We start from the raw sequence: 12,766 nt of genomic DNA, 5'->3' as shown, positions 1-12,766 counted from the left end.
CGGGCTGGCAAGGCGTTGCGGCGGGGTTGCAGCCGGTCGCGGGGCGCGGCAGGGTGCGCCCGCGTCAGGGAGGACGGGGATGGTTGCGGGAATTGCGGCGCTGGTGGCGGCCTATGTGCTGAGCCAGTTCTACAGGGCGTTTCTGGCCGTTCTGGCCCCCGCTCTGGCGGCAGGGATCGGGGCGGGGGCGGAGGATCTGGCGCGGGCCTCGGGCGTGTGGTTTCTGGCCTTTGCGCTGGCGCAGATACCGGTGGGCGCGGCGCTGGACCGTGTGGGGCCGCGGCGGACGGCGTCGGTCGCGCTGGGTCTGGGCGGTGCGGGCGGGGCGGCGGTCCTTGCCATGGCGCAGGGGCCGGGGGCGGTGACGGTGGCGATGGCGCTGATCGGGGCGGGCTGTGCGCCGGTGCTGATGGCGGCCTATTACATCTTTGCGCGGACCTATGCGCCTGCGGTTTTCGGCACGCTGGCGGGGATGGTGATCGGGATCGGCAGTCTGGGGAATATCGCGTCGAGCCTGCCTCTGGCCGCGGCGGTGGAGGCGTTCGGCTGGCGCGGGACGTTGTGGGGCATGGCGGGGGTGACGCTGGCGGTGGCGGCGGGGCTGGCCCTTCTGGTGCGCGATCCGCCGAAGGTGGAGGGGGCGGGGCGGGGGTCGCTTCTGGACCTGCTGCGGATGCGGGCGCTGTGGCCCGTGCTGGTGATGATGGCGGTCTGCTATGCGCCGGCGGCGGGGCTGCGGGGGCTGTGGGTGGGGCCCTATCATGCCGAGGTCTTCGGGGCGGATGCGGCGGCGATCGGGGTGGTCACGCTGGTGATGGGCGCGGCGATGGTTCTGGGGAATTTCGCCTATGGGCCGATGGACCGTGTGCTGGGGACGCGGAAGTGGCTGATCTTCGGGGGCAATCTGGGGGTGCTGTGCTGTCTGGTGGCGCTGGTGGCGATGCCTGCGGCGGGGGGGTGGGTGACGCTGGCGCTGTTTGCGGCGCTGGGCTTTGCCGGTGCGTCCTATCCGATGGTCATCGCGCATGGGCGGGCGTTCTTTCCGCCGCATCTGGTGGGGCGCGGGGTGACGCTTCTGAACCTGTTTGGTCTTGGTGCGGTTGGGCTGGCGCAGGTGGTGACGGGGCGCATCCATGCGGGGCTGGAGGGGCAGGGGGCGGTCGTGGCCTATCAGGGCATCTTCGCCTTTTTCGCGGTGATGCTGGCGGCGGGGCTGGCGGTCTATCTGTTCTCGCAGGACCGCACGGATTGAGACTTTGCGCGCAAGGGGGGCGAATCCGCTTTCCTGCCTGACGGCATTGCGCTAACAGGCGCCGTCTTTCGTTTGGAGAGGACGGGTACAAGGAGAACCCCGATGGGCTACAAGGTCGTTGTCGTCGGTGCCACGGGCAACGTTGGCAAGGAAATGCTGAACATCCTCGCGGAACGCGAGTTTCCGGTCGACGAGATCGCGGCGCTGGCGTCGCGAAAATCGCTGGGGACCGAAGTCAGCTTTGGCGACCGAACTTTGAAGACCCAGGATCTTGACGCCTTCGACTTCACGGGCTGGGACATCGCGCTGTTCGCCATCGGGTCGGACGCGACGAAGGTCTATGCGCCGAAGGCCGCATCGCAGGGCTGCGTGGTGATCGATAACTCGTCGCTCTATCGCTATGACCCCGAGATCCCGCTGATCGTGCCGGAAGTGAATGCGGATGACGTCGTCCGCTACAAGAACAAGATGATCATCGCGAACCCGAACTGTTCGACCGCGCAGATGGTGGTGGCGCTGAAGCCGCTGCATGACCGCGCGCGGATCAAGCGCGTCGTCGTGGCGACCTATCAATCCGTGTCGGGCACCGGCAAGGAGGCGATGGACGAGCTGTGGAACCAGACCAAGGGCATCTTCGTGCCCGGTCAGGAAGTGGAGCCGAAGGTCTATCCCAAGCAGATCGCCTTCAACGTCATTCCGCATATCGATGTCTTCCTTGATAGCGGGGAGACGAAGGAAGAGTGGAAGATGGTGGCCGAGACGAAGAAGATCCTCGACCCCAAGATCAAGGTGACGGCGACCTGCGTGCGGGTGCCGGTTTTCGTGGGCCATTCGGAAGCCATCAACATCGAGTTCGAGGATTTCCTCGACTGGGAAGAGGCGACGGACATCCTGCGCGAGGCGCCGGGGGTTCTGGTCGTCGACAAGCGGGAAGCCGGTGGCTACATCACGCCGATCGAATGCGTGGGCGAGTATGCGACCTATGTGAGCCGTATCCGGCAGGATTCGACCATCGAGAATGGTCTGAACCTGTGGTGCGTTTCCGACAACCTGCGGAAGGGTGCGGCGCTGAACGCGGTGCAGATCGCGGAAGTGTTGGGGAGCCGCTGCCTGAAGAAGGGCTGAGGGTTCCGGGAGATTGCGGGAAAGGCCGTCCTTCGGGGCGGCCTTTTTCTATTCAGGTGGAGCGGGCGTGCCGCCCGCAAGCCTTTGCCGTCGGCAGCGCGCGTGCCGCGCGCAACCTCCGCGTCAGGGGACATTCTGTCCCCTCTTGGCCGCAAGCGGCCAATTCACCCCTTGAGGATATTTGGGGACGGAAAATGGGGGCGGGCTCAGAAGCTTTTGCGGGCGCGCAGGGCGGCGCTGAGGGTGCCGTCGTCGAGGTAGTCGAGTTCGCCGCCGATGGGGACGCCTTGGGCGAGGGAGGTGATGGTGACGCCTGTGGGCGTGAGGGCGTCGGCGATGTAATGGGCGGTGGTCTGGCCGTCGACGGTGGCGTTGAGCGCGAGGATGACTTCGCGCGTGCCTTCGCTGCGGATGCGGGCGAGGAGGGCGGGGATGCGGAGCTCGTCCGGGCCTACGGCGTCGAGGGCCGAGAGGGTGCCGCCGAGGATGTGGTAGCGGCCACGGAAGACGCCCGCGCGTTCCAGCGCCCAGAGGTCGGCCACGTCTTCGACCACGCAGATTTCGCCGGTGGCGCGGCGGTCGTCGGTGCAGATGGGGCAGAGGTCGGCGGTCGAGATGTTGCCGCAGGTCCGGCAGTCGCGGGCGGTGGTGGCGACCTGTGCCATGGCGGTGGCGAGCGGGGCCATGAGGCTGCCGCGCTTCTTGAGCAGGGTCAGGACCGCGCGGCGGGCCGAGCGGGGGCCAAGGCCGGGCAGGCGGGCCATGAGGTCGATCAGCGCCTCGATCTGCGGCGGGGCCTCGGCGTCGGGCATCAGAAGGGGAGTTTCATGTCAGCGGGCAGGCCGAGGGATTCGGTCATGCGGCGCATCTCGTCGGCCATCTTCTGCTGACCCTTCACCTGCGCGTCCTTGATGGCGGCGATGATGAGGTCTTCGACCACCTCCTTCTCGGACGCCACGAGGATGGAGGGGTCGATGTCGAGTCCCGTCACCTCGCCCTTGGCGGTGGCGCGGGCCTTGACGAGGCCGGCGCCGGATTCGCCCACGACGACGGTGTTGGCCATCTGCTCCTGCATTTCGGCCATCTTGGTCTGCATTTCCTGCGCGGCCTTCATCATCTTGGCCATGTCGCCGAGGCCGCCGAGGCCGGGGATACCCTTGAGCATGATCGTCTCCTTTGTCTTGGCCCTGACAGTAGGGGCTGGGGCGGGGGACGGCAAGGTCAGGCGGGGCGGCGGCGGCGGCGGACGAGGGCGCGGGCGATGGGGAGGAGGGCGGCGAGGACGAGGAGGATCGTGGCGGGAAGGGCGGTGGCAAGGCAGCCTTCGGCCTGTGCGAGGGCGGCCATGTCGGCCTGGCGCGAGACGGTGAGGAGGGCTGCGAAGGCCAGCGCCAGCAGCGCGGCGGGGATGGCGAGCCAGAGGCGCGGGATCACCAGCGCGAGCGCGAGGAGGAGGAAGAGGATGAGCGCGGGGGGCGAGGCGAGGATATAGGCGGTTTCGGCAAGCCAGCCCTGCGGGCCTGCGGCGGCGGTCCAGTCGGGGCGGATCGTCGCGCAGGTTCCGGCCCATGCGGGGGCGGGGAGGAGGAGGGCGGCGGCGGTTGTCAGCCGTCTTCGAAGGGGTCCCATTCGTCTTCCACTTCGGGCAGGGCTTCGGCCTGTGCTGCGGCGGCGAGCGCCTCGGGGGTGCGGATCTCGGCGATCTTCGCGCCGGGGAAGGCGGCGAGGACGGCCTGGACCAGCGGGTTATGCATCGCCTCGGCGCGGGCTTCGGTTTCGGCGCGGTCGCGTTCCTCGGCCACGGTGGGGGCGCCGCCTTCGTTCACGACCGAGACGCCCCAGCGGGCCTGGGTCCAGCCTTGCAGCCGCGCGCCGAGGAGGGCGGCGAGGTCGGGGGGCGCGTCGGGGGTGGGCTGGAATTCGATCCGGCCGGGGCTGTAGCGGACGAGGCGGAGGCCGTGTTCCACCTCGTAGAGCAGTTTCATGTCGCGCTTTTCGCGGATCAGGTCGAGGACGCTGTCGAAGGTGGCGTAGACCTGAAGCTGGCCTTCGGCGAGCGCGAGGGCCTGATTGCCCTGCATGACGGGGCCGCGCGCGGGTGCGCTGGCGGGGGCCAGGCGCATGGCGGGGGCGTGCAGCGTGCCGCCGCCGCCGCCTGCGGGGGCGCCGCCGGTGGGGCGGGGGCCGCCGGTCGGGGGCGGGTTGTCCTGCAACTGGCGGATCAGGGTTTCGGGATCGGGCAGGTCGGCCACGTGGGTAAGGCGGATGACGGCCATTTCGGCGGCCATCATGGCGTTGGGGGCGATCGTCACCTCTTCCAGCGCCTTGAGCAGCATCTGCCAGAGGCGGGCGAGGACGCGTTTGCCCAGACGGCCCGCCATATCCAGCCCGCGCGCGCGTTCGTCGGGGGGGGTGGTGGGGTCCTCGGCCGCGGCGGGGGTGATCTTGATGACCGAGAGCCAATGCGTGATCTCGGCCAGATCGCGCAGGATGGCGACGGGGTCGGCGCCGTCGGCATATTGGGCGGCGAGTTCGGAGAGCGCGCCCGCCGCATCGCCCGTGGCGATGAGGTCGAAGAGGTCGAGGACGCGGCCACGGTCGGCAAGGCCCAGCATGGCGCGGACCTGCGCGGCGGAGGTTTCGCCCGCGCCATGGGCGATGGCCTGATCCATCAGCGACATGGCATCGCGGACCGAGCCTTCGGCGGCGCGGGTGATGAGGGCGAGCGCGTCGGGCGCAAGGGTCGCGCCTTCGGCAGAGGCCACGCGGGTGAGGTGGGCCATCATCACCTCGGGTTCGATCCGTTTGAGGTCGAAGCGCTGGCAGCGCGACAGGACCGTGACGGGAACCTTGCGGATTTCGGTGGTGGCGAAGATGAATTTGACGTGTGCGGGGGGTTCTTCCAGCGTCTTGAGCAGCGCGTTGAACGCGTTGTTCGACAGCATGTGCACTTCGTCGATGATGTAGATCTTGTAGCGCGCGGAGGCGGCGCGGTAGTGGACGCTGTCGATGATCTCGCGGATGTCGCCCACGCCGGTGCGGGAGGCGGCGTCCATCTCCATCACGTCGACGTGGCGGCCTTCGGCGATGGCGCGGCAGGGTTCGCAGATGCCGCAGGGTTCGGTGGTGGGGCCGCCGGTGCCGTCGGGGCCGATGCAGTTAAGCCCCTTGGCGATGATGCGGGCGGTGGTGGTCTTGCCCACGCCGCGCACGCCGGTCATCACGAAGGCATGGGCGATGCGGTCGGCGGCAAAGGCGTTCTTGAGCGTGCGCACCATCGCCTCTTGCCCGATGAGATCGGCGAAGGTCTGCGGGCGGTATTTGCGGGCGAGGACCTGATAGGCCTTTTCGGGCGAGTCGGACATGGACGCTCCTTGAACCGGCATACCCTAGTCGGTCGGGCGGGGGATGGGCAAGGACGGCTGCGGGTCAGTTGCCGCTGTCCGTGCCCGCGCGCAGGGTGAAGATCGGGACGAAGCTGGCAGGGGCGAGCGAGCCTTCGGCGCCGATGGTGGCGATGCTGTCGGGGGTCACGGTGGTGATGCGGGGTCCGGCGTGGGAGTGGACAAGGCTGCCTTCGAGCGCGCGGGCGGCCATTTCGACCGAGAGCCTGCCCTGCATGGCGGCGAAATCGGTGGGGGCGGCGAGGATGCGGCCGCGCATGATGCCGCGATAGACGGCGTGGCTGATATAGGTGGAGACGATCTGGACGCGGCCGGTCAGGCCACGGGCGCGCAGGATGGAAACCGCAGCCTCGGCCATGGGGCCGGAGCCTGCGAGATAGTCGATGTCGGGCTGTTCATCGAGCGCCTCTTCCACGAGAAGCACCTGCTCCTCGAGGCCGGTATCGCCGTATTTCGTGGCGACGAGGCGGGCGGAGGAGCGGGCGAGTTCGGCGCGGAAGCCGTCCTCGACGAAGGTGACCCAGCCCGCGCCCTTGGGTCCGGGGAACCATGCGACATTGACGGGGGGGCTGCCTGCGGGGTGGCGTTCCGCGATGACGCGACCGGCGGCGGCGCCCATCTCGCGCCACGGGACGGCGGCCTTGGCGGTGATGCCGCGGTCGTCGATGTCGTTCACAGCGGCGATCACGGGTTTGGTGGCGGCGATGTCCAGCACGGTGGAGGTGAGGCCCTGATAGGACACCGCGCCAAGGATGACGGCGTCGAAGGCATCCGAGCCGCAGGCGCGAAGCTGGTCGATCTGGCGCGAGAGGTTGGGGTAGCCGCCTGCCTCGAACACCTCGAACGAGAGGCCGAGGCGGCGCGCCTCTTCGACCATGCCGTAATTTACCGAGAGCCAGTAGGCGTCTTTCAGGTGGGGGTAGAGGATGCAGAGGTGCCAGTCGCGGCTGGCGCGGTCGAGCGGGCGGTAGTCGACGGGCGAAAGGGGGCTTTCGTCGTCGAAGGGGATGGCGGGGACCATGAGCGGCCATGTGTCCTGCGCGGTGGCGGGGCCTGCGAGGGCGGCGGCGGCGAGAAGGGCGGTGAGGGTGCGTCGCAAACTGGCGTTCCTTGCAGGACGGAATCGGTGCTAGCCTGCGCGCAGGCCGCGTGTCGGGGGACGAGACTTGCGAAAACCGGGCTTCAAGTCGAGTCTTGGCGGAAAGCTTCTGCTGGCCATCGCGGTGATCGCGGGATTTCCGGCCACGACGGGGATACTGGGCTGGTTCGAGTTGCAGGACGTGGCGCGCACCCAGTCGCGCGTGGTGACCGAGGCGATTCCGGCGATTTCCGAGGTGCGCGGCGTGGCCGAGGAGACGAGCCGCGTGGTGGCGATGGCGCCGGAACTTGCGGCGGTGACGAGCGAATCCGAGCGGGCGGAGCGGTCGGATTACCTGCTGGCGCAGGTGGATGCCTTGCGGGTGCGGATCGCGCGTCATGCCGACGGGGCCGAGCAGGCGTCGCGCGCGGCGCTGGCGGCCGAGCAGGAGGTGCGCGGGTCGATCCGTACGCTGGAGCGGCTGGTGGGGCAGCGCATCGCCTTGCAGGCGCGGCGGGACGCGCAGTTGCGGCAGGGGCTGGCGGCGGCGCGCGAGCTGACCGAGATCGCGGATACGCTGGTGGCCAATGCCGAGATGGGCACGGCGGCGGTGATTTCCAACCTGTACGAGATCGAGGCGGGCGAACCGGGGGACCGGCAGGCGCGGCTGGACGCGCTGGACAAGCTGATCGAGGTGGACCTGTTCCAGCTGGGGCTGATGTTCGAATTGCGCGCCCATGCGTCGGAGATCGGGTTGCTGTTGAACCGCGTGGGGGCGGTGCGGCTGCCCGGGGAGCTGTCGCTGTTGCGGGCGGAGCTGGACGAGCGGTTGAAGGTGGTGACGCGGCGGATTCTGGCGGTGAACGATCCGCGGAGGGCGGAGCGGGCGCTGGTGCTGTTGCGGATGCTGGGCGCGGGGGCGGCGGTGCCGCCCGAGACGGGGGGCATCTTCGAGGCGGCGGGGGGGGTGCTGGACCTGACGCGGCGGATCGAGGGCGCGCAGGCGGAATTGCGGGTGAGGGCGGTCGCGCTGGAAGAGGCGGCGGCGGGGTTGGCCGACCGGATCGAGGCGCAGGCCGTCACGGCGGGGGCGCTGGCGGCCGAGGCGATCGCGGCGACGCAGCGGCTTTATGCGCTGTCGTCGGTGCTGGCGCTGGGCCTGTCGCTGGCGGTGATGTGGTTCTATGTGCGGGGCAACCTGATCCGGCGGCTGGACCGGCTGACGGCGGGGATGTTCCGGCTGGCCGAGGGGGACGAGATCGCGCCGATCGAACCCAAGGGCGGGGACGAGATCGCGCGGATGGAGGGGGCGGTGGAGTTCTTCCGCCGCCAGTCCATCGCCAACCGCGAGTTCGAGGAGGAGCGGGGGCGGCACCTGATCGAGTTGCGGGCGCACCGGAACGAGTTGCAGCGGCTGGTGGACGAGCGGACGCAGCAGTTGCGCGGCGAGGTGGCGGCGCATGACGCGGCGCGGGCGCGGGCCGAGGATGCCGATCGCGCCAAGACCGAATTCCTTGCGATGATGAGCCACGAGGTCCGTACCGCGATGAACGGTGTGCTGGGGATGTTGCGCGGGCTGGGGCGGGGCGGGCTGAAGGCGGGGCAGAGGGCACAGCTGGGGGTGGCGCTGGCGTCGGGCGAGAGTCTGATGGGCCTTCTGAACAGCATTCTGGACTATTCCAAGCTGGAAGGCGGGATGGTCGCGCCGGAGGTGGTGGAATTCACCCTGCCCGCGGCGGTGCGGGATGTGGCGCTGCTGATGGCGCCGATGGCCGAGGAGAAGGGGCTGGCACTGGAGGTGCGGCTGCCGGAGGGCGAGGGGCTGCGGCTGCGCGGCGATCTGGGTAAGCTGCGGCAGATCCTGTTCAACCTTGTTTCCAATGCGGTGAAGTTCACGGCGGCGGGGCGGGTCGTGGTCGCGGCCGAGCCGCTGGGCGCCGGGCGGTTCCGGTTCAGCGTGAGCGATACGGGCAAGGGCATCGCGCCCGATGCGCTGGAGCGGATCTTCGCGCCCTTCGAGCAGGAGGATGCCCAGACCGCGCGGCAATATGGCGGGACGGGGCTTGGCCTTGCCATCTCGCGCCGGTTGGCGGGGATGATGGGGGGCACGTTGCAGGCGGAAAGCCGGCAGGGGGCGGGGTCTGTCTTCGTGCTGGAGGTGGGGTTCGAGGAGGTCGCGGGCGCGGAGGGCGGGGCGCTGCCCGTGGCGGCGGGGCCGCTTTGGGTGCTGGTGGTTGAGGATCATCCGGTCAATCAGGCGGTGGTGCGGTCCTATCTGGAGGCGATGGGACACCGGCCCGTGGTGGCGGAAACGGGGGCCGCGGCGATTGCGGCCGCGGCGGCGGGCGGGTTCGACGCGATCCTGATGGACGTGAGCCTGCCGGACATGTCGGGGATCGAGGTGACGCGGCACATCCGTGCGGCGAAGTCGGGGGCGGTGCCGGTGATCGGCGTGTCGGCCCATGTGCAGCCCGTGGATGTGGCGGCCTGTCTGGCGGCGGGGATGGACGAGGTGCTGCCCAAGCCCGTGGTGCCCGAGCGGCTGGCCGCCGCGCTGGCGGCGCATTGTGGTGCGGGGGGCGGGGCGGGGGTGGTGCCGCCCTCGGTGGCCGGAACGCTGGCCGATCTGGGGGCGGAGCAGACCGGTGCGCTGGTGCGGCTGATGCTGGAGCGGTTGCAGGGCGAGGGCGCGGCGCTGGTCGCCGCGCTGGAGGCGGGGCAGGAAGAGGCCGTGCAGCGCATCGCGCACCAGTTGAAAGGGGCGGTGGGGAATTTCGAACTGCCCGCGATGGTGGCGATGCTGGACGGTCTGGCGCGGGCGGACGGGCCGCGGGTGGCGCCGGACGTGCTGCGCGCGGCACTGGCGGCGACGGGGGCCGAGTTGCGCGGCAGTCTGGCGGGGCTGCGTGGGCGGGCCGAGCCTATGCCAGCGGGGCGGTGAACACATAGCCCTCGCCATGCGAGGTGCCGAAGATGCGGGGCGTGCGGGGATCATCGCCCAGCTTGGCGCGCAGGCGTTTGACCATCACATCCACGGTGCGGGTATTCGTGCCGTTCTGGCGGTGGGTGATGGTGGCAAGCAGGCGGTCGCGGTCCATCACGATGCCGGGGTTGAGCACGAAGGCGCGCAGGAGTTCGTATTCGCCGCGCGTCAGGGGAATGATCTCTCCCTGGCCGTCGGTCAGGTGGCGCGAGGCGGTGTCGAAGGTGAAACCCGCGAAATGCACCACGCGGCGGGCCAGTTGGCGCATGGCGGTGGTGCGGCGCAAGAGGTTCTTGACCCGTGCCAGCAGTTCGCGGCGGTTGAAGGGTTTGCAGACATAGTCATCGGCCCCGAGTTCCAGCCCCACGATGCGGTCGACGTCATCGGTGCGGCCCGAAAGCAGGATGATCCCGATTTCCGACCGCGCCCGCTGTTCGCGGGTGATCTCCAGCCCGTCCTTGCCCGACAGGTTGATGTCCACGATCAGCAGGTCGGGGTTTTCCTGGGCCAGCACACGCTCGGCCGCTTCGGCCCCGGCGCAGTCGGTGACGCGGTAGCCGAAGGATTTCAGATATCCGGTCAGCGCCGTCCGCGTGACGGGGTCATCCTCGATCACGACGATGTGGGCCGTGGCCGGATTCATGCCGTTCCCCCCGTTCTGCGCCCCGAACTGTTAACATCTTGTCACAACTTTCTCCAGTCTGTTCATCGCTGCGGTCTGACACGTTCACAACTGGGCAATAACGTTCTCTGGCAGGAAAGATTTTAGGCTTTCCGCAACAGAACGAGGTCCGACAGCGGACCAAGCAAAACAGGGAATGGAAACGATGCACATGAAAGCAGGATTGCTGCTGACGGGCGCGCTTTATGCGCTGGCGGCGGGTGGAGCCTTTGCCGAGGATTCGTCCGATCCGATCATCATCCCGATCCACAACTGGTCGAGCCAGATCGTGATGAGCAACGTCGTCGGCCAGATGTTCGAATCGATGGGCAATTCGGTCGAGTATGTCTCGACCGACAGTCAGGCGGTGTACGAGGCCGTGCGTCTGGGCGACGCGACGCTGGAGCTGGAGGTCTGGGAAGGCGCGTTCGGGGCGTCCTTCATGGCGGCGGTGGAAAAGGGCGGCATCCATGATGTGACGACCCATGACGCCATCACCCGCGAGGACTGGTGGTATCCGATGTGGACCAAGGAAGCCTGCCCCGGTCTGCCCGACTGGCAGGCGTTGAACGACTGCGCGGCGAAGTTCGCCACGCCCGAGACGGGCGACAAGGGGCGGTTCCTTGGCGGTCCGGTGGACTGGCTCAAGCATGACCAGGAGAAGGTCGACGCGCTGGGCATGAATTTCGTCGTGGTGAATGCGGGCTCGGCGGCGGCGCTGTGGGCCGAGATCGCGGCGGCGGAGAAGGACAAGACGCCGATCGTCCTGTTCAACTGGACGCCCAACTTTGCCGAGGCCGTCTGGCCGGGCGAGTTCGTGGAGTTCCCGGCATGGGAAGCGGGCTGCGACAAGGACCCGGCGGTCGGCCTGCATCCGGACAAGACCTATGACTGCGGCAATCCGGCGAACGGCTATCTGAAGATCGCCGCCTGGGACGGGATGAAGGACAAGTGGCCTGCGGCCTATGCCACGCTGCAGAAGGTCAACTTCACCAACGCCCAGATCGCCGAGATGGCCAAGCTGGTGGATGTCGACGGGATGGAGCCCGAGGACGCCGCCACCGCATGGCTGGAAGCGAACGAGGCGGTCTGGAAGCCCTGGACCGAGTGATCGGACACCGGTTCTCCCGGTCGCGCCTGACGCTGGCGTGACCGACCCTCAACTTGCCACCCGCGCAGAGCGGGTGGCCTTTTCGGAATAGGAGACGCGCGTGGCCGATCAAGAGGTGGTCATTTCCTGCCGCAACCTTTGGAAGGTGTTTGGCGACGGGGCGGAGAAGCTGGACCTGACCCCGCGCACGACGGTCGAGGCCTTGCGGCGCAGCGGGCATGTGGCGGCGGTGCGGGATGTGTCGCTGGACATCCGCAAGGGCGAGATGCTGGTGGTGATGGGGCTGTCGGGGTCGGGCAAGTCGACGCTGGTGCGCTGTCTGGCGCGGCTGATCGAGGCGACGGCGGGCGAGGTGCTGGTCGAGGGGCGCGACATCGGCAAGCTGGGCGAGGGCGAGCTGATCGACCTGCGGCGGCGCAAGATGGGGATGGTGTTCCAGAGCTTTGGCCTGTTGCCGCACCGGACCGCGCTGGAGAATGTGGCCTTTCCGCTGGAGATGCGGGGGCAGGACCGCGCGTCGCGGATCGCGCGGGCGTCCGAGATGCTGGCGCTGGTCGGCCTGAAGGGACGCGAGGGGTATTTTCCGCGCGAATTGTCGGGCGGGCAGCAGCAGCGCGTGGGGATCGCGCGGTCGCTGGCGGTGGAGCCGGACATCTGGTTTCTGGACGAGCCCTTCTCGGCGCTGGACCCGCTGATCCGGCGCGAGATGCAGGATGAATTCCTGCGTCTGAAGGGGATGATGGCCAAGACCATCGTCTTCATCACCCATGACTTCGACGAGGCGCTGCGGCTGGCCGACCGGATCGCCATCATGAAGGACGGCGCGGTGGAGCAGTGCGACACGCCCGAGCGGATCGTGATGGCACCGGCGACGGAATATGTGGCGAAGTTCACCTCGGCCGTGGACCGGTCGCGGGTGGTGCGGGCGGGTGCGCTGGCACGCCCCGTGGCGGGCGCGGCGGTCGAGGGCGCGGCGGTGGCGGCGGACGAGACGCTGCACGGTCTGGCGCGGATGCTGTTGTGCGATCCGCGCGCGCGGATTCCGGTGGCGGGGCGTGACGGGGCGCTGGTCGGCCTGATGGACCGCGAGGCGGCGGTGGAGATCGTGCTGGGGCCGGTGGCATGATGGGGGTGCGGGTCGCGGCGGGGGGA

11 protein-coding genes are annotated in these 12,766 nt (G+C 69.0%); 5 read left to right on the top strand and 6 right to left on the bottom strand.

The window, feature by feature from the left end:
* Nucleotides 1-79: 79 nt before the first annotated feature.
* Nucleotides 80-1,252, top strand: a complete 1,173-nt coding sequence (locus tag GU927_RS14865; RefSeq protein ID WP_161763231.1) for an MFS transporter — start codon at nt 80-82, stop codon at nt 1,250-1,252.
* A 102-nt stretch (nt 1,253-1,354) separates the two neighbouring features.
* Nucleotides 1,355-2,377: an aspartate-semialdehyde dehydrogenase gene (locus GU927_RS14860; RefSeq protein WP_161763230.1), complete on the top strand. Its 1,023-nt coding sequence runs from the start codon at nt 1,355-1,357 to the stop codon at nt 2,375-2,377.
* A 206-nt stretch (nt 2,378-2,583) separates the two neighbouring features.
* On the opposite strand, the gene recR is transcribed toward GU927_RS14860, so the two are convergent.
* The 5 genes from recR to torT all read right to left on the bottom strand — a co-directional run bounded on the left by recR (nt 2,584) and on the right by torT (nt 6,880).
* Nucleotides 2,584-3,189, bottom strand: a complete 606-nt coding sequence (recR, locus tag GU927_RS14855) for a recombination mediator RecR (protein ID WP_161763226.1) — start codon at nt 3,187-3,189, stop codon at nt 2,584-2,586.
* Complete coding sequence (locus tag GU927_RS14850) at nt 3,189-3,542, bottom strand: YbaB/EbfC family nucleoid-associated protein (RefSeq protein ID WP_161763221.1); 354 nt, start codon at nt 3,540-3,542, stop codon at nt 3,189-3,191. Before GU927_RS14850 ends, recR begins: the two co-directional genes overlap by 1 nt.
* A gap of 56 nt (nt 3,543-3,598) precedes the next feature.
* Complete coding sequence (locus tag GU927_RS14845) at nt 3,599-4,006, bottom strand: hypothetical protein (protein ID WP_161763219.1); 408 nt, start codon at nt 4,004-4,006, stop codon at nt 3,599-3,601.
* Nucleotides 3,982-5,742 carry a DNA polymerase III subunit gamma/tau gene (locus tag GU927_RS14840; RefSeq protein WP_161763217.1) on the bottom strand — a complete coding sequence of 587 codons (1,761 nt, stop codon included), beginning with the start codon at nt 5,740-5,742 and terminating at the stop codon, nt 3,982-3,984. The genes GU927_RS14845 and GU927_RS14840 overlap by 25 nt, the downstream gene beginning before the upstream one ends.
* Before the next feature lie 64 nt (nt 5,743-5,806).
* Nucleotides 5,807-6,880: a TMAO reductase system periplasmic protein TorT gene (gene torT / locus GU927_RS14835; protein WP_232489227.1), complete on the bottom strand. Its 1,074-nt coding sequence runs from the start codon at nt 6,878-6,880 to the stop codon at nt 5,807-5,809.
* 67 nt (nt 6,881-6,947) lie between these two features.
* On the opposite strand from torT, the gene GU927_RS20515 reads away from it, so the two are divergent.
* Nucleotides 6,948-9,800, top strand: a complete 2,853-nt coding sequence (locus GU927_RS20515; RefSeq protein WP_161763216.1) for an ATP-binding protein — start codon at nt 6,948-6,950, stop codon at nt 9,798-9,800.
* Here the strand turns inward: GU927_RS20515 and GU927_RS14805 are convergent.
* Nucleotides 9,781-10,485: a response regulator gene (locus GU927_RS14805; RefSeq protein ID WP_161763215.1), complete on the bottom strand. Its 705-nt coding sequence runs from the start codon at nt 10,483-10,485 to the stop codon at nt 9,781-9,783. The genes GU927_RS20515 and GU927_RS14805 overlap by 20 nt on opposite strands.
* Nucleotides 10,486-10,675: 190 nt before the next feature.
* Here GU927_RS14805 and GU927_RS14800 point away from each other — a divergent pair, with 190 nt between their 5' ends.
* Nucleotides 10,676-11,614: an ABC transporter substrate-binding protein gene (locus tag GU927_RS14800; protein WP_161763214.1), complete on the top strand. Its 939-nt coding sequence runs from the start codon at nt 10,676-10,678 to the stop codon at nt 11,612-11,614.
* A 100-nt stretch (nt 11,615-11,714) separates the two neighbouring features.
* Nucleotides 11,715-12,740 carry a quaternary amine ABC transporter ATP-binding protein gene (locus tag GU927_RS14795; RefSeq protein WP_161763213.1) on the top strand — a complete coding sequence of 342 codons (1,026 nt, stop codon included), beginning with the start codon at nt 11,715-11,717 and terminating at the stop codon, nt 12,738-12,740.
* The last annotated feature ends 26 nt before the right edge of the window (nt 12,741-12,766 follow it).

The sequence above is a fragment of the Paragemmobacter amnigenus genome, from assembly GCF_009908265.2.
Lineage (GTDB): Bacteria > Pseudomonadota > Alphaproteobacteria > Rhodobacterales > Rhodobacteraceae > Paragemmobacter > Paragemmobacter amnigenus.
Note: the sequence above shows the minus strand (reverse complement) of the source record. Positions and strands in the feature narration are given on the sequence as shown.